The sequence below is a fragment of the Rhodanobacter sp. FW104-R8 genome (genome assembly GCF_001617365.1).
Taxonomy (GTDB): domain Bacteria; phylum Pseudomonadota; class Gammaproteobacteria; order Xanthomonadales; family Rhodanobacteraceae; genus Rhodanobacter.
The window spans coordinates 91,011-112,452 of the sequence record NZ_LVJR01000027.1; the positions used below are offsets into that span (position 1 = coordinate 91,011).

Annotated in this window: 21 protein-coding genes and 1 riboswitch; of the genes, 7 read left to right on the top strand and 14 right to left on the bottom strand. The window is 69.1% G+C overall.

Annotation, left to right across the window (positions count from 1 at the left end; all coding sequences use genetic code 11):
• Nucleotides 1-275: 275 nt before the first annotated feature.
• From RHOFW104R8_RS08630 to RHOFW104R8_RS08640, 3 genes are read left to right on the top strand one after another with little or no spacing between them, the layout of a single operon-like run.
• Entirely contained in the window at nt 276-1,346 is a 1,071-nt protein-coding gene (locus RHOFW104R8_RS08630) for an aromatic ring-hydroxylating dioxygenase subunit alpha (RefSeq protein WP_068093198.1), read from the top strand.
• Between the two features lie 53 nt (nt 1,347-1,399).
• Nucleotides 1,400-2,722 (top strand): APC family permease, encoded by a 1,323-nt coding sequence (locus RHOFW104R8_RS08635; RefSeq protein ID WP_068093196.1) that lies wholly within the window; start codon nt 1,400-1,402, stop codon nt 2,720-2,722.
• Nucleotides 2,719-4,818 carry an FAD-dependent oxidoreductase gene (locus RHOFW104R8_RS08640; RefSeq protein ID WP_068093193.1) on the top strand — a complete coding sequence of 700 codons (2,100 nt, stop codon included), beginning with the start codon at nt 2,719-2,721 and terminating at the stop codon, nt 4,816-4,818. The genes RHOFW104R8_RS08635 and RHOFW104R8_RS08640 overlap by 4 nt, the downstream gene beginning before the upstream one ends.
• Before the next feature lie 28 nt (nt 4,819-4,846).
• On the opposite strand, the gene RHOFW104R8_RS08645 is transcribed toward RHOFW104R8_RS08640, so the two are convergent.
• From RHOFW104R8_RS08645 to RHOFW104R8_RS08655, 3 genes are all read right to left on the bottom strand, one after another.
• On the bottom strand, nt 4,847-5,416 hold the full coding sequence (locus tag RHOFW104R8_RS08645; RefSeq protein WP_068093189.1) for a hypothetical protein: 570 nt from the start codon (nt 5,414-5,416) through the stop codon (nt 4,847-4,849).
• Between the two features lie 94 nt (nt 5,417-5,510).
• Nucleotides 5,511-5,711: a hemin uptake protein HemP gene (gene hemP, locus RHOFW104R8_RS08650; protein WP_063089564.1), complete on the bottom strand. Its 201-nt coding sequence runs from the start codon at nt 5,709-5,711 to the stop codon at nt 5,511-5,513.
• Between the two features lie 73 nt (nt 5,712-5,784).
• The gene (locus tag RHOFW104R8_RS08655; protein ID WP_068093187.1) at nt 5,785-6,759 is read right to left on the bottom strand and encodes an aldo/keto reductase; all 975 of its coding nucleotides are present in this window, start codon (nt 6,757-6,759) and stop codon (nt 5,785-5,787) included.
• 98 nt (nt 6,760-6,857) lie between these two features.
• Here RHOFW104R8_RS08655 and RHOFW104R8_RS08660 point away from each other — a divergent pair, with 98 nt between their 5' ends.
• Both RHOFW104R8_RS08660 and RHOFW104R8_RS08665 read left to right on the top strand, forming a co-directional pair.
• Nucleotides 6,858-7,865, top strand: a complete 1,008-nt coding sequence (locus RHOFW104R8_RS08660; RefSeq protein WP_068093185.1) for an NAD(P)-dependent alcohol dehydrogenase — start codon at nt 6,858-6,860, stop codon at nt 7,863-7,865.
• Nucleotides 7,866-8,004: 139 nt separating this feature from the next.
• Nucleotides 8,005-8,988, top strand: a complete 984-nt coding sequence (locus RHOFW104R8_RS08665; protein WP_068093183.1) for an NAD-dependent epimerase/dehydratase family protein — start codon at nt 8,005-8,007, stop codon at nt 8,986-8,988.
• A gap of 20 nt (nt 8,989-9,008) precedes the next feature.
• Here RHOFW104R8_RS08665 and RHOFW104R8_RS08670 read toward each other — a convergent pair whose 3' ends face one another.
• The 11 genes from RHOFW104R8_RS08670 to glyA form a co-directional block, all read right to left on the bottom strand.
• Nucleotides 9,009-9,521: a phosphatidylglycerophosphatase A gene (locus tag RHOFW104R8_RS08670; RefSeq protein ID WP_068093180.1), complete on the bottom strand. Its 513-nt coding sequence runs from the start codon at nt 9,519-9,521 to the stop codon at nt 9,009-9,011.
• Complete coding sequence (thiL, locus tag RHOFW104R8_RS08675; protein WP_068093177.1) at nt 9,518-10,483, bottom strand: thiamine-phosphate kinase; 966 nt, start codon at nt 10,481-10,483, stop codon at nt 9,518-9,520. The genes RHOFW104R8_RS08670 and thiL overlap by 4 nt, the downstream gene beginning before the upstream one ends.
• Nucleotides 10,484-10,504: 21 nt before the next feature.
• Entirely contained in the window at nt 10,505-11,047 is a 543-nt protein-coding gene (locus RHOFW104R8_RS08680) for a GNAT family N-acetyltransferase (RefSeq protein WP_068093174.1), read from the bottom strand.
• Entirely contained in the window at nt 11,047-11,493 is a 447-nt protein-coding gene (gene nusB / locus RHOFW104R8_RS08685; RefSeq protein WP_068093172.1) for a transcription antitermination factor NusB, read from the bottom strand. The genes RHOFW104R8_RS08680 and nusB overlap by 1 nt, the downstream gene beginning before the upstream one ends.
• Nucleotides 11,493-11,954 (bottom strand): 6,7-dimethyl-8-ribityllumazine synthase, encoded by a 462-nt coding sequence (gene ribE, locus RHOFW104R8_RS08690; protein WP_068093170.1) that lies wholly within the window; start codon nt 11,952-11,954, stop codon nt 11,493-11,495. The genes nusB and ribE overlap by 1 nt, the downstream gene beginning before the upstream one ends.
• A 220-nt stretch (nt 11,955-12,174) precedes the next feature.
• Nucleotides 12,175-13,119: a muramoyltetrapeptide carboxypeptidase gene (gene ldcA / locus RHOFW104R8_RS08695; RefSeq protein ID WP_068093168.1), complete on the bottom strand. Its 945-nt coding sequence runs from the start codon at nt 13,117-13,119 to the stop codon at nt 12,175-12,177.
• Between the two features lie 177 nt (nt 13,120-13,296).
• Complete coding sequence (gene ribBA / locus RHOFW104R8_RS08700) at nt 13,297-14,388, bottom strand: bifunctional 3,4-dihydroxy-2-butanone-4-phosphate synthase/GTP cyclohydrolase II (RefSeq protein ID WP_068093163.1); 1,092 nt, start codon at nt 14,386-14,388, stop codon at nt 13,297-13,299.
• 141 nt (nt 14,389-14,529) lie between these two features.
• Nucleotides 14,530-15,171 carry a riboflavin synthase gene (locus RHOFW104R8_RS08705; protein ID WP_068093161.1) on the bottom strand — a complete coding sequence of 214 codons (642 nt, stop codon included), beginning with the start codon at nt 15,169-15,171 and terminating at the stop codon, nt 14,530-14,532.
• 132 nt (nt 15,172-15,303) lie between these two features.
• A riboswitch (FMN riboswitch) is annotated at nt 15,304-15,485 on the bottom strand.
• 84 nt (nt 15,486-15,569) lie between these two features.
• Nucleotides 15,570-16,652: a bifunctional diaminohydroxyphosphoribosylaminopyrimidine deaminase/5-amino-6-(5-phosphoribosylamino)uracil reductase RibD gene (gene ribD, locus RHOFW104R8_RS08710; protein WP_068093158.1), complete on the bottom strand. Its 1,083-nt coding sequence runs from the start codon at nt 16,650-16,652 to the stop codon at nt 15,570-15,572.
• Between the two features lie 131 nt (nt 16,653-16,783).
• On the bottom strand, nt 16,784-17,296 hold the full coding sequence (nrdR, locus tag RHOFW104R8_RS08715; RefSeq protein WP_068093155.1) for a transcriptional regulator NrdR: 513 nt from the start codon (nt 17,294-17,296) through the stop codon (nt 16,784-16,786).
• Nucleotides 17,297-17,392: 96 nt separating this feature from the next.
• Nucleotides 17,393-18,661: a serine hydroxymethyltransferase gene (glyA, locus tag RHOFW104R8_RS08720; protein WP_068093152.1), complete on the bottom strand. Its 1,269-nt coding sequence runs from the start codon at nt 18,659-18,661 to the stop codon at nt 17,393-17,395.
• 190 nt (nt 18,662-18,851) lie between these two features.
• Here glyA and ettA point away from each other — a divergent pair, with 190 nt between their 5' ends.
• On the top strand, nt 18,852-20,519 hold the full coding sequence (ettA, locus tag RHOFW104R8_RS08725; RefSeq protein WP_068093147.1) for an energy-dependent translational throttle protein EttA: 1,668 nt from the start codon (nt 18,852-18,854) through the stop codon (nt 20,517-20,519).
• Nucleotides 20,520-20,622: 103 nt separating this feature from the next.
• Nucleotides 20,623-21,441, top strand: coding sequence for an orotidine-5'-phosphate decarboxylase (pyrF, locus tag RHOFW104R8_RS08730; RefSeq protein WP_068093142.1), 819 nt, complete (start codon nt 20,623-20,625; stop codon nt 21,439-21,441).
• Nucleotide 21,442 lies beyond the last annotated feature (1 nt).

Genomic DNA, 21,442 nt, shown 5'->3' on the forward strand with positions numbered 1-21,442 from the left:
CAGCCTAGGTACAGCACCTTGCATGGACGGCAGCAGCTCCCCAATGGATATCGCCGCAATCTACAACCGAATCCGGCCGGTAGATAGTAGTTGCCGGCAAATGTGCCATGCGCCGGCATCCCGTCCACGCAGGCCGGGGCCTGTTGCCCCCGGTCCGGCGGAGGCGCTAGGCTGGATCGCGAACACTAGCTGCGGGCGCGAGACGGTACGCGGACATGGATGCTCCGGAAGACGGCTGCTCGCCGTGCCCACCCATCCGGGGACTGAACCTGCTCATGCCTACCGACACCTTGGTCGAGGAACTCAACCGCGCGCGCGCCCTGCCCGCCCGCTACTACGCCGGCGACGCGATGCTGGCGATGGAACAGCGCGCGGTATTCGCGCGCAGCTGGCAGCTGGTGGCGCACCAGGAACAACTGGCAGAGCCGGGCGACCATGCCGTCGAGCAGATCGCCGGGGTGCCCATCCTGCTGGTGCGCGGACAGGACCGCGTGCTGCGCGCCTTCCCCAACGTCTGCCGCCACCGCGCCGGGCCGCTGGCGCTGTGCGACGGCAAGGGCGCGCGCGCCCTGCACTGCAAGTACCACGGCTGGACCTACACCCTCGAAGGCCAGCTGCGCAGCGCGCCGGAGATGCAGGACGCCTGCGATTTCAAGGTCGAGGAGATCCGCCTGCCGCCGCTGCGCGTGCACGAATGGCAGGGCCTGGTGTTCGTGGCGCTCGACCCGGCTGTGCCGCCGTTCGACGAGGTCTACGGCGGCATCGCCGGCCGCATCGCGCCGATCGACCTGTCGGCGATGCGCTACCTGCGCCGCGACAACTACGACATCGACTGCAACTGGAAGGTCTACGTCGACAACTTCCTCGAGGGCTACCACCTGCCGCATGTGCACCCGGGCCTGTCCCGGGTGCTGGACTACCGCGCCTACGACACCGAGTTGTTCCCGTGGCATTCGCTGCAGTCCTCGCCGCTGCGCAACAGCAGCGAGCTCTACGGCGACGGCCAGGCGTTCTACTACTTCGTCTACCCCAACGTGATGCTCAACATCATGCCCGGGCGGCTGCAGACCAACCGCATCCTGCCGTTGGGGCCGGACCGCTGCCGCATCGTGTTCGACTACTACTACGCGCAGGACGCCGGCGCCCAGGCCCGCATCGCCGCCGACCAGGCGTTCAGCGACGAAGTGCAGCACGAGGACATCGCGATCTGCGAGGCGGTGCAGAAGGGACTGGCGTCCGGATACTACGTCCCCGGCCGGCTGTGCCCGAAGCGCGAAGGCGGCGTCTGGCATTTCCAGAACCTGCTGCGCGCGGCCTACGCCGGACCCGCCGGGGAGTCCGCGTGAGCGTGGCCCGACCCGGCCGCTCCCTCTCCGAACCCAAACCCGCGGAAGCCGGCATGCACGACCGCAACAAGATCGGCTTCTGGACCTGCACCGCGCTGGTGGTGGGCAATGTCATCGGCATGGGCATCTTCGTGCTGCCGGCATCGCTGGCGCCGTTCGGGTTCAATGCGCTGATCGGCTGGATCATCGTGCTGGCCGGCTGCCTGGTGCTGGCCCGCGTGTTCTCGCACCTGGCCCGCGCGCTGCCCGACGCCGAAGGTCCGTACGGCTACATCCGCCGCACCCTGGGCGAGCTGCCGGCGTACCTAGCGCTGTGGGCGTACTGGGTGTCGCTGTGGCTCACCAACGCGGCGCTCGCCACCGGCGTGGTCGGCTACATGACGGTGGTGTTCCCGCCGCTGGGTGCGATCCAGCCGGCGCTGTTCGCGCTGTGCCTGCTGTGGTCGGTGGTGGCGATCAACCTGTTCGGCGTGCGCACCGGCGGCGGGGTGCAAATCGTCACCACCGTCCTGAAGCTGCTGCCGATGCTGGCGATCGCCCTGCTCGGCGGCTGGGTCCTGCTCGACTCGCCGGCGAGCTACGTCGCGCACCCGCCGGCCACGCCGGTCACCCTGGGCGGCGTGATGGCGGCCTCGACCATCGCCCTGTTCGCGATGCTCGGCATCGAATCGGCCAGCGTGCCGGCGGCGCGGGTGGACGACCCGGCGCGCACGATCCCGCGCTCGACCATGACCGGCACCGTGCTCACCGCGATCATCTACATCATCGTCTCCACCGTGCCGCTGCTGCTGATCCGGCAGCAGGAACTGGCCGAGGCGAACGCGCCGTTCGCGCTGCTGATGGACCGCTTCGCCGCCGCCGGCTCCGGGCGCTGGCTGGCGCTGTTCGTGGTGATCAGCGGGCTGGGCGCGCTCAACGGCTGGACCCTGCTGGCCGGCGAGCTGACCCGCACGATGGCGCACAACGGCGTGCTGCCGGCTGTGCTGGCGCGCAATAACCGCCATGGCGCGCCGGCGGTGGCGCTGCTGGTGATCGGCGCGCTCGCCTCGGCGATGATCGGGATGAGCTACAGCAAGTCGCTGGTGTCGGCGTTCACCTTCCTCACCCGGGTGGTCACCGCCGCCAACCTGCCGCTCTACCTGTGCTGCGCGCTGGCGCTGGTCGTGCTGTGGCGGCGGCGCACCGCGACGTGCACTTCGGTGCGGGTGTTGCTGGTCGCCGTCACCTGCGTGCTGTTCGTGGTCTTCGCCTTCGTCGGCATCGGCCACGAGCCGTTCCTGTACGCGCTGGGACTGATCGCAGCGGGCCTGCCGCTGTATGCGTTCATGCGCCTGCGGCACAGGAGCGCGCCGCCCGTCGAGGTCATCCCGGAATGAGAGATCCGCGCTACGACATCCTGTTCACCCCGATCAAGATCGGCCCGGTCACCGCGAAGAACCGCTTCTTCCAGGTGCCGCATTGCAACGGCATGGGCCATGCGATGCCGCTGGCGCACGCGGCTATGCGCGAGACCAAGGCCGAGGGCGGCTGGGCGGTGGTCTCCACCGAGGAGTGCGAGATCCATCCCAGCGGCGACCTCACGCCCTACGTCGAGGCGCGGCTGTGGGACGACCGCGACATCCCCGCACTGGCGCTGATGTGCGACAAGGTGCACGCGCACGGCGCGCTCGCCGCGCTGGAGCTGTCGCACAACGGTCCCACCGCGTCGAACCTGTATTCGCGCGAGGTGCTGCTGGCGCCGTCGCATCAGCCGTCCAAGTACGGCTACCCGTCGCAGGCGCGCGCGATGACCCTGCACGACATCCGCGAGTACCGGCGCTGGCATCGCGAGGCGGCGATCCGCGGCAAGCGCGCGGGCATGGACATCATCTACGTCTACGCGGCGCACGACCTGTCGCTCGCGATGCACTTCCTGCAGCGCCGGCGCAACCAGCGCAGCGACGAATACGGTGGCTCGCTGGAGAACCGCGTGCGCCTGCTGCGCGAGGTGCTGCAGGACACGAAGGATGCCGTCGGCGACACCTGCGCCGTGGCGCTGCGCTTCGCCACCGAGGAACTGCTCGGGCCCGGCGGCGTGGAACTGGCCGAGGCGAAGGAGATCGTCGGCATGCTGGCCGAACTGCCTGACCTGTGGGACGTGAACCTCGCCGCCTGGTACAACGACTCGGTGCCCTCGCGCTTCGCCGCCGAGGGTGCGCAGGAGCCGTTCATCGACTTCGTCAAGCAGACCACCAGCAAGCCGGTGGTCGGCGTGGGCCGCTTCACCTCGCCGGACACCATGGTGTCGCAGCTCAAGCGCGGCGTGCTGGATATGATCGGCTGCGCGCGCCCGTCGATCGCCGACCCGTTCCTGCCGAAGAAGATCGAGGAAGGCCGCGTCGACGACATCCGCGAATGCATCGGCTGCAACATCTGCGTCTCCGGCGACATGACCATCTCGCCGATCCGCTGCACGCAGAACCCGACCATGGGCGAGGAGTGGCGCAAGGGCTGGCACCCGGAACGCATCGCGCCGGCGCGCACGGCCAGCCGCGTGCTGGTGGTCGGCGCCGGACCGGCCGGGCTGGAAGCCGCGCGCGCGCTGGGTCAGCGCGGCCACGAGGTGAGCCTGGCCGAGGCGCGCCGCGAACTCGGCGGCCGCGTTACCCGCGAAGCGCGCCTGCCCGGCCTGGCCGAGTGGGCGCGCGTGCGCGACTGGCGCGTGGGCCAGATCAACAAGCTCGCCAACATAGCCGTCTATCTCGATTCGGTACTCACCGCGCAGGACGTGCTCGACTTCGGCGCCGAACACGTGGTGCTGGCCACCGGCTGCCACTGGCGCCGCGACGGTTACGGGCGCAGCAACGGTTTCGCCATTCCCGGCTTCGTCGACAACCCGCGCGTGTTCACGCCCGACGACCTGATGGACGGCCGCCTGCCGGAAGGACGTGTGGTGGTATTCGACGACGACGGCTTCTACTACGGCAGCGTGGCCGCCGAGGTCCTGCGCCTGCGCGGTTGCGAGGTGACCCACCTGACTCCGGACGACAGCATCGCGCCGTGGGGCCAGCACACGCTCGACTACCGGCATATCCGCAAGCGGATGGCCAAGCTCGGCATCGAGGCGCTGGTGTCGCACGACATCGTCGGCTTCGACGGAGCCACGCTCACCGTCGAGGACATCTGGACCCACCGGCGCCGCGAGCTGGCCTGCGACGCGGTGGTCACGGTGACCGCCCGCGTGCCCGACGACGCGCTGTACCAGGAACTGCTGCGGCGCGAGCCGGAGTGGTCCGCTGCCGGCGTGCGATCGTTGCGCTGCATCGGTGACGCCGAGGCGCCGGGGCTGATCGCGCATGCGGTCTACGCCGGCCACCGCTACGCCCGCGAACTGGAGGAGCCGGCCACCGGCGAAGTCGCGTTCAAGCGGCACTTCCATACCGCGGACGCCGACGACCTGTTGCGCGTGGCGCCGGCACAGGAATCTCGCTGAAAACCGACGCGGCCATCGACAACCGCGGCTAGCGGAACTGCCGATCGCGCTGCCCGGTATGCACGTAGGCGATTCGCCCGGCCAGCTGACGGCCCAGCGGCGACAGCCCGGCGGCCAGCTCGCCGCGCAGCACGTCGAGGCCCGCCAGCCGGCGTCGATGGAAGCGCAGCGGGTACGCATCGACCGCCTGCAGGTGCGGCGTGCGCGGCATCGCAGCCGCCGGCTCGCCGCCAGCCAGCAGGCGATCCCAGCCCAGGTAGTCGGTGTCCGGCAGCAGGTGCAGGCGCACACAGGGCTGGCCGGTGCGATCCAGGCCGTCGATCCATTCGTGCGGCCCGTCCACCGCAATCACGCTGACTGCCATCAGCCAGCGCACCCGCAGCAGCGGGGCCAGCTGCGGCGTTTCCGCCAGCAGGCCGCGCGGCAGCGCCGACAGCTCCGGCCCACGCGCCGCCAGCGGCATGTACAGCACGCTGTCGAGCGCCGGCAGCGCCGCAACCAGCGACGCCGGCGCGATCCGCAGCCAGCGCCGGCAGGGGGCCGTGCCGGAAGCCTGCGGGCAGCATGCCCGCCGTTGTCGCCACCAGGGAGTGAACATCGCCTGCCTCCAGCGACACGAGCCGGCGAAGCGCCCAGGCCCGGGAAAGACGCGCGGGCCACCGCCCACGGCGCCAGGGAAACCGACCGGCGGGCTACTTGGTCAGGATCAGCTTGTCGTTGCGGGTCAGGCGCAGGTGGTACTCGCTGCCCTGATGCTGGATCACCAGTTCGCGTTCACCCTCCAGCAACGCATGGCTGGAAACGCGTCTGGCCATCGCGGCGGCCGGCGGCGGCGCTGCCGGCCGCCGGATCGAGCGTGGCGACGGCGGTTGGCGCAGGGACAGGACAGGCATCGGAATATCCAGTGGAAGCGGTGACACCTTAGATGATAATGATTATCATTTAAGTGTCAACTGCCCTCCTCCCTCAGCCCGCCTCGACGACCTGCCGGATCCGCTGCGCCACCGCCGCATCCAGCCGTGGCAGCAGCTCCAGCGCATCCAGGTTCTGCGCCAGCTGCTCGCGTCTGCTGGCGCCGAGCATCACCGTGGAAACGTGCGGATTGAGCAGGCACCAGGCGATCGCCAGCTGCGCCAGGCTGGTGCCCAGCTCGGCGGCGCTCGGCTGCAGCGCGCGCACCTTGCCGAGGCGTTCGTCGCCGTGGCCCAGCACATCCTCGCGCAACCCCTCGAAGCCGGGCTGGGCCAGCCGCGAGTCGGCCGGCACGCCGTCGTTGTACTTGCCGCTCAGCAGGCCGGACGCCAGCGGCGACCAGATCGTGGTGCCCATGCCGTAGGCCTCGTACAGCGGCGCGTACTCCACCTCCACCCGCTCGCGGTGCAGCAGGTTGTACTGCGGCTGCTCCATCACCGGCGCATACAGGTGGTTTTCGCGGGCAATCCGGTGCGCCTCGTGGATCGCCTCGGCCGGCCACTCGCTGGTGCCCCAATACAGCACCTTGCCCTGGCGCACCAGCGTATCCATCGCCGCCACGGTTTCCTCGATCGGCGTATCCGGATCGGGGCGATGGCAGAAGTACAGGTCCAGGTAATCCACGCGCAGGCGCTGCAGCGCCTGGTGGCAGGCTTCCATCACGTGCTTGCGCGACAGCCCGCGCTGGGTCGGCAGCGGCTTGTCATGCGCGCCGAAGAACACCTTGCTGGAGACGCAGTAGCTGTCGCGCGGAAAGCGCAGGTCGGCCAGCACGTCGCCCATCACCTGCTCGGCCACGCCGTTGTTGTAGGTTTCGGCGTTGTCGAAGAAGTTCACCCCGCGGTCGTGCGCCAGCGCCAGCAGCTCGCGCGCCTGGGCACGCCCCACCTGCCGGCCGAAGGTGATCCAGGCGCCGAACGACAGCGCGGAAAGTTGCAGGCCGGAGGTGCCGAGGCGGCGGTACAGCATGGGGATGCTCCTGTGACGGGAAAGACCGCCAGCATGTCCAATCCACGCGCGCGATACAACGGCGTAATCTTGTGCTCCCCCCACCATCGGAGTTCGCCATGTCATCGATCACGGGCTGGGCCGCCAGCGCGGCCGGTCAACCGCTGAAGCTGGCCACGTTCGACGTGGGCGAATTGGGTCCCGAGGAAGTCGAGGTGGCGGTGGACTATTGCGGCATCTGCCACTCCGACCTGTCGATGATCGGCAACGAATGGGGCGGCTCGCGCTATCCGTTCATCCCCGGGCACGAGGTGGTCGGCCGGGTCGCCGCGCTGGGCGCGCAGGCGAAGGGATTGTCGGTCGGCCAGCGCGTGGGCATCGGCTGGACCGCGGGGAGCTGCATGCACTGCCGCCAGTGCCTGTCCGGCGACCAGCACCTGTGCGCGCAGTCGGTGGCGACCATCGGCGGCCACCACGGCGGCTTCGCCGACAAGGTGCGCGCGCACTGGGCGTGGGCGATTCCGCTGCCCGAAGGCATCGACCTGGCCAGCGCCGGCCCGCTGCTGTGCGGCGGCATCACCGTGCTGAAGCCGTTCCTCGCTTACGGCATCGAACCGACCGCGCGGGTCGGCGTGGTCGGCATCGGCGGGCTCGGCCATATGGCGGTGAAGTTCGCCGCGGCATGGGGCTGCGAGGTCACCGCGTTCACCTCCACCACGGCCAAGGCCGGCGAGGCGCGCGGCTTCGGCGCGCACCACGTGGTCGCCAGCCGCGACAGCGCCGCGATCAAGGCGATCGCCGGCTCGCTCGATCTATTGCTGGTCACCGTCAACGTGCCGATGGACTGGAACGGCCTGCTCAATACCCTCGCGCCGAAGGGCCGCATGCATGTGGTCGGCGCGGTGCTGGAACCGATCCCGGTGCCGGCGTTCAGCCTGATCGGCAAGCAGCGCGAAGTCTCTGGCTCGCCCACCGGCTCGCCGGTCGACATCGCCCGCATGCTCGATTTCGCCGCCCGCCACGACATCCGCCCGCAGGTGGAGATGTTTCCGATGGGCAAGGTCAACGAGGCGCTCGCCCATCTGGAAGCGGGCAAGGCGCGTTATCGCATCGTGCTGCAGGCGTAGCCGATCGAACCCATTCCCGCGGCGAACGGCGCCCGCCGCTCGTCGGTGGCCACGCCCCCATACAGGAAAGCTCGTCCATCGCGGATTTTCCTTCGCGCCCACGACATTCATACTGGGCCACTTTCAACCGGAGAACGCGATGAACACGGCACGCAAGGCCTTGGTACTGGGCGCCACCGGCGGCGCTGGCGGTGAGATCGCGGCGGCGCTGTTGCGCCGCGGCTGGCAGGTACGCGCCCTGGTCCGGGACGCTTCCCGACCGGGGTTGCCGGCGCAGATCGCATGGCACGCCGGCGACGTCATGAATGCCGCCGACGTGGCGCAGGCGGCGCATGGCGTCGACGTGATCGTCCACGCGGTCAATCCGCCGGGCTACCGCGACTGGCACAAGCTGATCCTGCCGATGCTCGAGCACACCCTCGCTGCCGCGCGCGCCACCGGCGCGCGCATCGTGCTGCCTGGCAACGTCTACAACTACGGGCCAGATGCACTGCCGCTGCTGCACGAGGATTCGCCGCAGCATCCGTTGACCCGCAAGGGTGCAATCCGGGTGGCAATGGAAGGCCGCCTGCAGCAGGCGACGGCCGACGGCGTGCGCACGCTGATCCTGCGCTGCGGCGATTTCTTCGGCCCCCACGCCCGCAACAACTGGTTTGCGGCGCTGGTGAAACCGGGGCGGCCGGTGCGTGCCATCAGTTATCCAGGCGACCCCGGGTTGCGCCATGCCTGGGCCTACCTGCCCGATGTCGGCGAGACCGTGGCGCGCCTGCTGGAACGGGAGGATGCACTGGCCGCGTTCGAGCGCTTCCATTTCGGCGGCCACTGGGTCGATGGCCAAGCCATGGCCGACGCGATCCGGCGTGCGACCGGCCACCCGGAGCTGCCGCTGCGCGCTTTCCCGTGGTGGCTGGTGACGCTGGCCGCACCGTTTGTCGCACTGTTCCGCGAGCTGCGCGAGATGCGTTACCTGTGGCAACTGCCGCTGCAACTGGACAACCGCAGACTGGTGGCGCTGCTCGGAGCGGAACCCCATACGGACCTGGACCAGGCGATCGAGGCGACTCTGCGCGGGTTGGGCTGCCTGGACGGAGCCGCGGGCAGACCGACCCGCCCCGAACACTGATACGACCGTCAGTGCTGCAGTTACAGCCCCAGCGCCAGCACGACCGCGGCGAAGATGCCGGCGACCAAGTCGTCGATCATCACGCCGAGGCCACCCTTGAGATGCCGGTCCAGCCAGCGGATCGGCCACGGCTTCCATACGTCGAACAGGCGGAACAGCACGAAGCCGGCCAGCACCATCCACCACGCGAATCCGCTGGCTGGCAGCAGCGCGGGAATCAGCAACGGCAACAGCGCGATCCACTGGCCGATGAATTCGTCCCACACGAGGCTGCGATGGTCGTCCACGCCCAGCGCACGGCCGGCCACGTTGCAGGCCCACACGCCGATCGCGAAGCCGGCCACGACCACCAGCAGGTAGAACGGCAGCGGCAGCTGGCGCAGCAGCAGCCACGGCAGCAGCGCGGCCAGCGAACCGAACGTGCCCTGCGCCACCGGCGCGAGGCCCGAACCGAATCCGCAGGCCAGCCAGCCGGCCGGCGTGGCCAGCAGGGCGCGCCGCTGTTCCGTGCCGAGGTTCTTTTTTGCGCTCACGCGAAATGCTCCCAGCCCGGTCGATCCGTGGCCAGCCGCGAGCCATCGGCGGCACGCACGCGCACGCCCTCGCCTTCCACGATGCGGCCGATCTTCGTGGCGCCGCAGCCGAGCCGGGCCAGGCCGGCCTGCAGCTCGGCCACGCGGGCGGCCGGCACGGTGAAGCACAGTTCGTAGTCGTCGCCGCCGCTCAAGGCAAAGTGCAGCGCCGTAGTGTCGTCGTGCAGCTCCAGCAGCGCCGACGAGCGCGGCAGCAGCGCGGCCTCGATCTCCGCCGCGACCCCGCTGGCGGTGCAGATATGGCCGAGGTCGGCGAGCAGGCCGTCGGAGACGTCGACGCAGGCCGTGGCCTGCCCGCGCAACGCGGTGCCGGCGGCGAGTCGCGGCGTCGGCCGGTTCAACCGCTCGATCAGGAAGCCGCGCAGCCCGGTGCGGTCGTCGTCGCGCGGCGGATGCTGCACGGCATGCAAGCCGGCGGCCGCATCGCCCAGCGTGCCGGTGACCAGCACCGCGTCGCCGGCCCGCGCGCCGGCGCGGGTGAGCGCGTGGCCTGGCGGCACGAAGCCGTGCACGGCCACGCTGATCGTCAACGGCCCGCGGGTGGTGTCGCCGCCGACCAGGGCCAGCCGGTGCGGCTGCGCCAGTTTCGCGAAACCCTCGGCAAAACCCTCGACGAAGGCCGCGTCCGCGCTAGGCATGGTCAGCGCCAGCAGCGCCCAGGCCGGGCTGGCGCCCATCGCGGCGAGGTCGGAAAGATTCACTGCCAGCGCCTTCCAGCCGATGTCGGCCGGCGTGGTGCCGCGCGGAAAGTGCACGCCCTCGACCAGGGTGTCGATCGCCACCGCCAGCTCCTGCCCGGCCGGTACCGCGAGCACCGCGGCGTCGTCGCCGATGCCGACGCGCACGTCGTCCCGCGCTTGCGCGGTATGCCGGCGGATCAGTTCGATCAGGTCGAATTCCATCGGGAACCCCCCAATGCAAGGTCAGCGGCTGAACACAAGGGTAGGGCTGTCGTGGTAGGTCGACGGCTGCCACAGGCGGAAGCCGGCTTTCTCCGCGACCCGGATCGACGCCTGATTTTCCGGCGCGATGATGCATACCACGCGCCGTTCGGGAAACTGCCCCTCGGCCCAGGCCGCGATCGCCGCCACCGCCTCGCTCGCATAGCCCTTGCCGTGCGCCGGCGGCGCCAGCACCCAGCCGCACTCCAGCATGCCCCGCAGCGAGGGCTGCAGTTCGCGCGCGAAGTCGGCGAAACCGACGTCGCCGACGTAGCGGCCGCTGGCCTTCTCCTCGATGGCCCAGTAGCCGTAGCCGAGCAGGCTCCACAGCCCGCGATACTGCAGCAGGCGCTTCCACACTTCCTCGGCGGTGAACGGGCGGCCACCGATGTGGCGGGTGACCTCGGGGTCCGACCAGATCGCGGTGCAGGTGGCGTGATCGCCGGCCTGGTGCGCGCGCAGGCGCAACCGCGCGGTCTCGATTTCCGGCACTTGCCCGCCCGGCGACCCCGCGGCGCCGGGCATCAGCCGCGCTTCTCGACCGCGCGCAGTTCGCCGGCCAGCTTGTCCAGCACGCCGTTGACGTAGCTGTGGCCGTGGTCGGCGCCGAAGCGCTTGGTGACCTCGATCGCCTCGTTGATCACCACGCGATACGGCACGTCGGGACGGAACTTCAGCTCGTACGCGGCCAGCCGCAGCGCGGCGCGTTCGATCGGATCGACCTGCGCCACCTCGCGGTCGAGGTGCGGGCGCAGGCTGGCGTCCAGTGCATCGACGTTTTTCTCCACGCCGTGCAGCAGGTCCTCGAAGTAGTCGAGGTCGGCCACTTCCATGTCCTGCTCATGGCGGAACTGCTCGATCACCGCGTTCATGTGGCTGCCGGAAAGCTGCCATGCGTACAGCGCCTGCAGCGCGCGGCGGCGGGCACGCGAGCGCGCGGCCAGGTCGAGGCCTTGCGGGGCGTGATGCATCACAGCTTCCCGTACAGGTTGACCATTTCCAGCGCGGCGATCGCGGCATCGGCGCCCTTGTTGCCGGCCTTGGTGCCGGCGCGCTCGATCGCCTGCTCGATGCTGTCGGTGGTCAGCACGCCGAACGCCACCGGCACGCCGGAGCCGTACGCGGCCTGGGCCAGGCCCTTGGCGCATTCGCCGGCGACGTAGTCGAAATGCGGGGTGGCGCCGCGGATGACCGCGCCCAGCGCGATCACCGCCACGTACTTGCCGGAGTTCGCCAGCTTGTGCGCGGCCAGCGCGATCTCCCACGCGCCCGGCACGCGGACCAGTTCGATCGCGTCGTCCTTCACGCCGTGGCGCACCAGCGCATCGCGCGCGCCGGCCACCAGCGGCTCGACGACGAAGCCGTTGAAACGGCCGGCGACGATGGCAAAACGGCCTTTCGGGGTGGCGAAATCGCCTTCGATGGTCTTCATTGCGGATTTCCTCGGGTGGACGCGCGGCCCATGCAGAGCGGGCATTTTACGGGTTTGGCCGCCCTCATGCTCATTCGGCTCCCTCCCCTGCTCACAGGGGAGGGTTGGGGAGGGGTTGCTTTTGATCTTGCTCGCCAGTCCGCAGCTACCCCCTCACCTAAAACCAGCCGCCCCTGCCCTGCAGGGGGAGGAGCGGAAGCGCGGAGGCGGGGACGGGACGTCAAGGCCGAGGCGGCAAATGCGGGTATCCGCTGAAACTCAACTGCGCCTTGCCGCCAGCGACTTTCAGCCGCGCCGGCGCGCCGAATGGCAGGGTGAACTTGTCCGGCTCGTGGCCGATCGGCAGGCCGCCAAGCACCGGCATGCCGCTGGCCCGGCGGATCTGCGCGAAGCTGTCGGCCAGGTCATAGCCGTTGTCGTAGCCGCTGGGGCGGCATTGGCTGAAGTGGCCCAGCAGCAGCGCGCGCTGGCGCCCCAGCACGCCGGACAGGTGCAACTGGTACAGCATCCGCTCGATCCGGAACGGCGGCTCGCCGACGTCCTCGACGAACAGGATGCCGCCGTCGATCCCGCGACCATCGATGCCGGGGAAATACGGCGTGCCGACCAGGCTGCACAGCACCGCCAGATTGCCGCCCCACAGCGGCCCCTCGGCGTCGAGTTCGGCGTCGGGCGCGGTGGCCCACTCGACCTGCGTCGAGGGGGAACGCACGGTGCCCCAGAAATGCCGCCAGGTGAATTCGCTGAGCGTCTCGGCGCCGAAGTCGGCGCCCAGCATCGGGCCGCTGAACGTGCACAGGCCGCTCTTCGCATGCAGCGCCAGCTGCAGGGCGGTGAAGTCGCTGTGGCCGACCAGCAAGGTGCTGCCGCCGCCCAGCCGTTCGCGCAAGGCGTCGTAATGCAGTTGCGCCAGCAGGCGCGTGGCGCCGTAGCCGCCACGGATCGCCAGCGCGATATCCGGCAGTTCGTCCTCCGTGGCCAGCGCATTGAGGTCGGCCGCCCGCTCCGTGTCGCTGCCGGCGTAGCGCTGCTCGCTGCGATCGAGCACCTCCAGGCCGCTCAACCGGCAACCGGCCTCGCGCAGCCGGGCCACGCCGCGCGCCATCGCGGCGCGATCGTGCGGGTAACCGGAGGGGGCGATCAGGCGGATACGGGTTGCGGGCATGGCTCTGGTCGGCGGAGGAAAGCTGGATTATGCGACAGTGGCGTGGCGCAACCATGGCCAGGAAGGGGGGCTCCGGAGCCAGCCCTGTCGTAGGGCGGGCACTGCCCGCCGGCTTTTGCATTTCCCACATGTCTCGTAGAGCGGCGGGCAGTGCCCGCCCTACGCAGCGAGATGGTTTCAGACGTATTCGACGACTTCGAGGCCGAAGCCGCCCAGGCCGACCATCTTGCGCGGGGTGCCGAGCACGCGCAGGCGGTGCACGCCGAGGTCGGCCAGGATCTGCGCGCCGAGGCCGAGCTGTCGCCATTCCTGCTGCTGCGCCTCTTCCGGCGCCTGCTTGCCGGGCTGGCGGTTGAGCCGGGCCAGCAGCGCCTCGGGCGTGTCCTCGCCGGACAGCACCAGCAGCACGCCGCGATCCTCGTCGGCTATGCGCCGCAGCGCCGCGGTCACGGTGAGGCCGAGGTCGTCGCGCTTGAGGTGCAGCACGTCGGACAGCGTATTGCGCACGTGCACGCGGGTCAGCACCGGCGCGCCGTCGTTGACCCTGCCGCGCACCAGCGCGTAGTGCAGGCCGTGGCGGATCGCGTCGCGGTAGGCCACCAGCCGGAACGGGCCGAACTCGGTGTCCACGTCCTCTTCATGCACGCGCTGCACGGTCTTCTCGGTTTCCAGCCGGTAGCGGATCAACTCGGCGATGGTGCCGATCTTCAGGCCGTGCTTCTGCGCGAAGATCTCCAGTTCCGGCCGGCGCGCCATCGAGCCGTCCTCGTGCAGGATCTCGATCAGCACCGCCGAGGGCTCCAGCCCGGCCAGCGCGGCCAGGTCGCAGCCGGCCTCGGTGTGCCCGGCACGGGTCAGCACGCCGCCCGGCTGCGCGGTGAGCGGGAAGATGTGGCCCGGCTGCGACAGGTCCTGCGGCTTCGCGTCGGATTTAACCGCCACCTGGATCGTGCGCGCGCGGTCGTGCGCCGAGATGCCGGTGGTGACGCCTTCGGCCGCCTCGATCGAGACGGTGAAGTTGGTGTGGTAGGCCGAAGTGTTGTCGCTGACCATCGGGCGCAGGCCGAGCTGGCGCGTGCGCTGCTCGGTGAGCGTGAGGCACAGCAGGCCGCGCGCCTCGCGCACCATGAAGTTGACATCCTCCGGCCGCACCATCTGCGCCGCCATGATCAGGTCGCCCTCGTTCTCGCGGTCCTCGTCGTCGAGGATCACCACCATGCGGCCGGCGCGGATGTCTTCGAGGATTTCGGGAATGGTGTTGAAAGCCATGGGAGTTCCTTGAGGGTTGTGCTCCCTCCCCTGCAAAGCAGGGGAGGGCTGGGGTGGGGTCCGCCTTTGATCTGATCTGTCAAATCAAAAGCGTTACCCCCTCCCAGCCTCCCCCTGCTTCGCAGGGGGAGGGGCAAAAGATCAGGCGAAGCCGTGCTGTTTCAGGAACGCCTCGTCGATACGCGGCGCCTCGCCATGCGACAGCAGCCGCTCGATGTAGCGCGCCACCACGTCCACCTCGATGTTCACCGCGTCGCCCGCGCGGCGCGCGTGGAACGCGGTGTGTTCGACCGTGTGCGGGATCAGGTTGACGCCAAATCGTGACCCGGCGACCTCGTTGACGGTAAGGCTGGTGCCGTCGATGCAGACCGAGCCTTTCGCCGCGATGTAGCGCGAGATCGCCGCCGGCACCTCGAACGTCCAGCGTTGCGAGCGCCCGTCCGGGGTGATCGACACCACCTTGCCGAGGCCGTCGACGTGGCCGGAAACCAGATGGCCGCCCAGGCGGTCGGCCAGGCGCAGCGCCTTCTCCAGGTTCACCGGGTCGCCGGCCTTCAGCTGGCCCAGCGAGGTCAGCGACAGCGTCTCGTTGGAAACGTCGGCGCTGAAACCGCGCGGCTCCAGCGTGATCGCGGTGAGGCACACGCCGGAGACCGCGATCGAGTCGCCCAGCTGCACGTCGGCAAGGTCGAGGCCGGCGGTATCGACATGCAGGCGCACGTCGCCGCCGCGCGGTTCGAGCCGCGCGACGCGGCCCACGGTCTGGATGATGCCGGTAAACATCAGCGCACCTCCGGACGGAGGGTGATGGACCGTGCAAATACGATGGATTTCATGCATCGTTCCCGCATAAAGCTGAAGGCGAGTACGCCTCGAGGCATGAGGCCAGGCGTGCGGCAACGAAGCCACCCGCCCTGCCGTCTTCTCTTTATCCGGACTGTGAGGAAGCAGTTGCCCGCTTCCAACCGTCGGCTCCGGCATTCGACCGGATCTGCTGACCTCACGGCGACCACCGTGAGCGCTCGCGGGCTCGTTGTCGGACGTGGGCCCTTCAACCTACCGCCGGTGGGGAATTTCACCCCGCCCTGAAGACGCTATGTAATGTTTGCCGGCATGGCCGGCTGGCGAAGTCTAGCACCGCCACGGCACCGGCTCGCGTGCTGCCATGGCGAATGCAGCGTTCACGGCGCGCACCTGAACGAATCAGGCGGGACGCAGTGCAGCCGCCAGTCCGCACCAAGCATGCGCTGATCGACCACCTGCAGCTGCCAGCGCCGCGCCATGTCACTGAGCGTGGGCAGCTGCAGCAGCGGGCGCGCGCTGTCGCCCAGCAGCAGCGGGGCGACGTAGAGCAGCAGTTCGTCGACCAGGCCGGCGGCGAACAAGGCGCCGCACAGGGTCGGACCGGCCTCGACATGCACTTCGTTGCAGCCGCGCCCGGCCAGCAGGGCCAGCGCGGCGCGCAGGTCGAGCGCGTCGCCTTGCGTGGCCAGCACCACCCGCTCGACCCGGGCAAAACGGTCATCGGTGCATGGTGCCGCCACACCATGCAGCAGCAGGGTCGGCGCCGAACCGTCCAGCACATGGCTGCCGGCCGGCGTGCGCAGCTGGCGGTCCAGCACGACGCGCAACGGCGGGGTGAACTCCTCGTCCTGCGGCAGCCGCACGGTGAACCGCGGGTCGTCGGCGAGCACGGTGCCGCAGCCGCTGAGGATCGCCGAGCTGCGCGCGCGCCAGCGCTGCACGTCGGCGCGCGCGGCCTCGCCGGTGATCCACTTCGACTCGCCGTTGGCGAGAGCGGTGCGGCCGTCCAGGCTCATCGCCAGCTTCACCCGCACGAACGGGCGGCCGCGCTCGATCCGGCTGAAGAAGCCGACGTTCAACTCACGCGCGGCCTCGCGCATCAGGCCCGATTCGACCGTGATGCCGGCGGCGCGCAACTTGCCGATGCCGCGGCCGTCGACCTGCGGGAACGGGTCCTCTGCCGCGATGACCACCCGCCCGACGGCGGCGGCAATCAACGCATCGGCGCAGGGCGGCGTGCGCCCGTGGTGCGCGCACGGCTCAAGCGTCACGTAGGCGGTGGCACCACACGCCCGCTCGCCCGCCTCGCGCAGCGCGAACACCTCGGCATGCGGTTCGCCGGCACGCTGATGGAAACCGGTGCCGACGACCTCGTCGCCGCGCGCGATCACGCAACCCACGCGCGGATTCGGCTGGGTGGTGTACAGGCCGCGCTCGGCCAGGCGCAGGGCGTGCGCCATGTGGGTGTGATCAACAGCCGAATAAGAGTCGGTCACGCTGCCGCACCTTTGTAGGAGCGCACCCTGTGCGCGAAAAACTTGCGTTGCGGCGACATCATTCGCGCACAGGGTGCGCTCCTACAGGCACCGCGTCATTTGCCTTCGCGCTTGCCGCCGCCGAGCAAGGGCAACTGCAGATCGGCCAGCCCCGGCAGGTCGCGTTCCAGCTTCTCGATCTCCTCGCGGAACGCATGCACGTCTTCGAACTTGCGGTAGACCGAAGCGAAACGCACATAGGCGACCTGGTCGAGGTTCTTCAGCTCGCGCATCACCAGCTCGCCGAGCTGGCGCGACGGCACCTCGCGCTCGCCGCTGCGGCGCAGGTCGTTGATGATCGCGCGTACCGCGGCGTCCACCGCGTCACTGGCCACCGGCCGCTTCTGCAGTGCACGCTCGAAGCTGACGCGCAGCTTGCGCTCGTCGAACGTCTCGCGCCGCTCGCCGCTCTTCACGATCGTCGGCAGCTTGAGTTCGGCGGTCTCGAACGTGTTGAAGCGCTCGCCGCACTGCTCGCATTCCCGCCGACGACGCACGCTGGCACCGTCCTCGGTAAGCCGCGAATCGATCACGCGGGTGTCTTCGTGCTGGCAGAAGGGGCAATGCATAAAGTCAGGAGTGAGAGTAGAGAAGTGAGCAACGAGAGGGAAGCATCAGCGTCGGCTTTCTCTCACTTCTCACTCCTCTCCGCTCACTTCTCGCCCTCAGCCGTAGACCGGGAATTTGTGGCACTGCGCCGTTACCGCCTCGCGCACGCGGGCGATCACCGCCTCGTCGCCCGGCGCGTCCAGCACGTCGCAGATCCAGCTGGTCAGTTCGGTCACGTCCGCTTCCTTGTAGCCGCGGGTAGTGACGGCCGGGGTGCCGACGCGCAGGCCGGAGGTGACGAACGGCTTGCGTGGGTCGTTCGGCACGGCGTTCTTGTTGACCGTGATGTGTGCGTTGCCCAGCGCTTCCTCGGCGGCCTTGCCGGTAACGTCGCGGCCGATCAGGTCGACCAGCATCAGGTGGTTCTCGGTGCCGCCGGAGACGATCTTGTAGCCGCGTGCGATGAAGGTCTTCGCCATTGCCTTGGCGTTCTTCACCACCTGGGCCTGATACTCCTTGAACGCCGGCTCCAGCGCCTCCTTGAACGCCACCGCCTTGGCTGCGATCACGTGCATCAGCGGGCCGCCCTGGATGCCGGGGAACACGATCGATTGCAGCTTCTTCTCGATCTCCTCGGCCGCCGGCCCCATACCGGCATGGCTCGCGACGATGATGCCGCCGCGCGGGCCGCGCAGGGTCTTGTGGGTGGTGGAGGTGACCACGTGCGCGTGCGGCAGCGGGCTCGGGTACACGCCGGCGGCGACCAGGCCGGCGACGTGGGCCATGTCCACGAAGAGGTAGGCGCCGACCTTGTCGGCGATGGCGCGGAAACGCGCCCAGTCCATCACCTGCGAATAGGCGGAGAAACCGGCCACGATCATCTTCGGCTGGTGCTCGACGGCAAGGCGCTCGACCTCGTCGTAGTCGACCAGGCCGTTCTCGTCCACGCCGTACTGCACCGCGTCGAGGATCTTGCCGGAGAGGTTCACCTTGGCGCCGTGGGTGAGATGGCCGCCGTGGGCCAGGCTCATGCCGAGGATCTTGTCGCCCGGCTGCAGCAGTGCGAAATACACCGCCTGGTTAGCCTGCGAGCCGGAATGCGGCTGCACGTTGGCGTAGTCGCAGTCGAACAGTTGCTTGAGCCGCTCGATCGCCAGCCTCTCGGCGACGTCCACGTACTCGCAGCCGCCGTAGTAGCGCTTGCCCGGGTAGCCCTCGGCGTACTTGTTGGTGAGCTTGGAACCCTGTGCTTCCATCACCCGCGGGCTGGCGTAGTTCTCCGAGGCGATCAGCTCGACGTGGTCTTCCTGGCGCCGACCTTCGTCGGCGATGGCCTTGGCCAGTTCGTCGTCGTAACCGGCAATCGTGCAGTCCTTGGGGAACATTCTGGCCTCGGCAGGTGGTGGCGGGATTAGCCGGAAAGTGTAGCGCCGCCGGGCGTTTGCGGCCACCTGCCGGGCGGAACCGGACGGCAGCATCGGCGTGACGCCACAAGCCGCTATACTGCGCGGTTTGACGAATTCCCTTTCCGTACCGACCTAAGCAGGCGGTGCGGCGCACGCCTTCGGAGGTTGCATGAGCTCGCAGTACATCTACACCATGAACGGGGTCAGCAAGATCGTCCCGCCGAAGCGCCAGATCATCAAGGACATCTCGCTGTCGTTCTTCCCCGGTGCCAAGATCGGCCTGCTCGGCGTCAACGGCGCGGGCAAGTCCACGGTACTGAAGATCATGGCCGGCGTGGATACGGACTTCCAGGGCGAGGCGCGCGCGCAGCCGGGCACCAAGATCGGCTACCTGGCGCAGGAGCCGGACCTGAATCCGGAAAAGACCGTACGCGAAGTGGTCGAGGAAGGCGTGTCGGTCATCCTTGATGCGCAGAAGCGGCTGGAAGAGGTCTACGCCGCCTACGCCGAGGACGGCGCCGATTTCGACAAGCTCGCCAAGGAACAGGAAGCGCTGGAGGGCATCCTGGCCGCGAACGACGCGCACGCGCTGGAGCGCCAGCTGGAAGTGGCCGCCGACGCGCTGCGCCTGCCGGCGTGGGACGCGATCATCGGGCCACTTTCCGGTGGCGAGAAGCGCCGCGTGGCGCTGTGCCGCCTACTGCTGTCCAAGCCTGACATGCTGCTGCTGGACGAACCGACCAACCATCTGGATGCCGAGTCGGTGGACTGGCTGGAGAAATTCCTGCACGACTACCCCGGCACCGTGGTGGCGGTCACCCATGACCGCTACTTCCTCGACAACGCCGCCGAGTGGATTCTCGAACTCGACCGCGGCCGCGGCATTCCGTGGAAGGGCAACTACACCGAATGGCTGGAGCAGAAGGATGCCCGCCTGAAGCAGGAAGCGAACCAGGAGAAGTCGCGCCAGAAGGCCATCGCGAAGGAGCTGGAGTGGGTGCGCTCGGCCGCCAAGGGCCGCCAGTCCAAGGGCAAGGCCCGCCTGGCCCGCTTCGAGGAGCTGAATTCGGTCGACTACCAGCGCCGCAACGAGACCAACGAGATCTTCATTCCGCCGGGCGAGCGCCTGGGCCAGGAGGTGATCGAGTTCAAGAACGTGACCAAGTCGTTCGGCGACCGCGTGCTGATCGAGGACCTTTCGTTCAAGGTGCCGCCGGGCGCCATCATCGGCGTGATCGGCCCGAACGGCGCCGGCAAATCCACCCTGATGAAGATGATCATGGGCAAGGAAACGCCGGACTCGGGCGAGGTGAAGCTGGGCCACACCACCAAGCTGGCGTATGTCGACCAGTCGCGCGACGCGCTCGACCCGAAGAACAACGTGTGGCAGGAAGTGTCCGGCGGCTCGGACATCCTCACCATCGGCAACTTCGAGATCCAGTCGCGCGCCTACATCGGCCGCTTCAACTTCAAGGGCACCGACCAGCAGAAGATCGTCGGCAGCCTGTCCGGCGGTGAGCGTGGCCGCCTGCACATGGCCAAGACCCTGCTGCAGGGCGGCAACGTGCTGCTGCTGGACGAGCCGTCCAACGACCTGGACGTGGAAACCCTGCGCGCACTGGAAGACGCCCTGCTCGAATTCCCCGGCTCGGCGATCGTGATCTCGCATGACCGCTGGTTCCTCGACCGCATCGCCACCCACATCATCGCGTTCGAGGGCGACTCGCACGTGGAGTTCTTCCCCGGCAACTACAACGAGTACGAAGCCGACAAGAAGCGCCGCCTCGGCGAGGAAGGCGCGCAGCCGCACCGGGTGAAGTACAAGAAGCTGGCGTAAGAGCAGGAGTGAGTAGAGAGGAGTGAACAGTGAGAGAAAGCCGTCTTCTCTCTTTTCTCACTCCTCTCCACTCACTTCTCGCTCTTCATTCAGGAGACTTTCGATGCACTTCATGCAATCCCTGCGACAGGCATGGGCCCGCAACGACTCGCTGGTCTGCGTGGGCCTCGACCCGGAGCCGGCGAAGTTTCCCGTGCACCTGCGTGATGCGCCCGACGCGGTGTTCGAGTTCTGCCGAGCCATCGTCGACGCCACCGCCGACCTGGCCTGCGCGTTCAAGCCGCAGATCGCGCACTTCGCCGCGCTGCGCGGCGAAGACGCGCTGGAGCGGCTGATCGCGCACATCCACGCGAAGCACCCCGGCGTGCCGGTGATCCTCGACGCCAAGCGCGGCGACATCGGCAGTACCGCACAGCACTACGCCACCGAGGCGTTCGAACGCTACCGCGCCGACGCGGTCACCCTGAACCCGTACCTGGGCCGCGACTCGATCCAGCCATTCCTCGACCGTGCCGACAAGGGCGTGATCCTGCTCTGCCGCACCTCCAACCCCGGCGGCGCGGATTTCCAGGCGCTGGATTGCGGCGGCCTGCCGCTGTACCTGCGCGTGGCCGAAACCGTTGCCCGCGACTGGAACGCCAACGGCAACTGCGCCCTGGTCACCGGCGCCACCTGGCCGGAAGAGCTGGGCAAGGTGCGCGCCGTGGTCGGCGACATGCCGCTGCTGGTGCCCGGCATCGGCGCCCAGGGCGGCGACGTGGAGGCGGTGCTGCGCCACGGCCGCACGGCTGCCGGCACGGGCCTGCTGATCAGTTCGTCTCGCGCGATCCTGTACGCCGGCCACGGCGAGGATTTCGCCGCGGCCGCGCGTGCCGCCGCCGGCGAACTGCGCGACGCCATCAACCGCTACCGCCGCGGCTGAG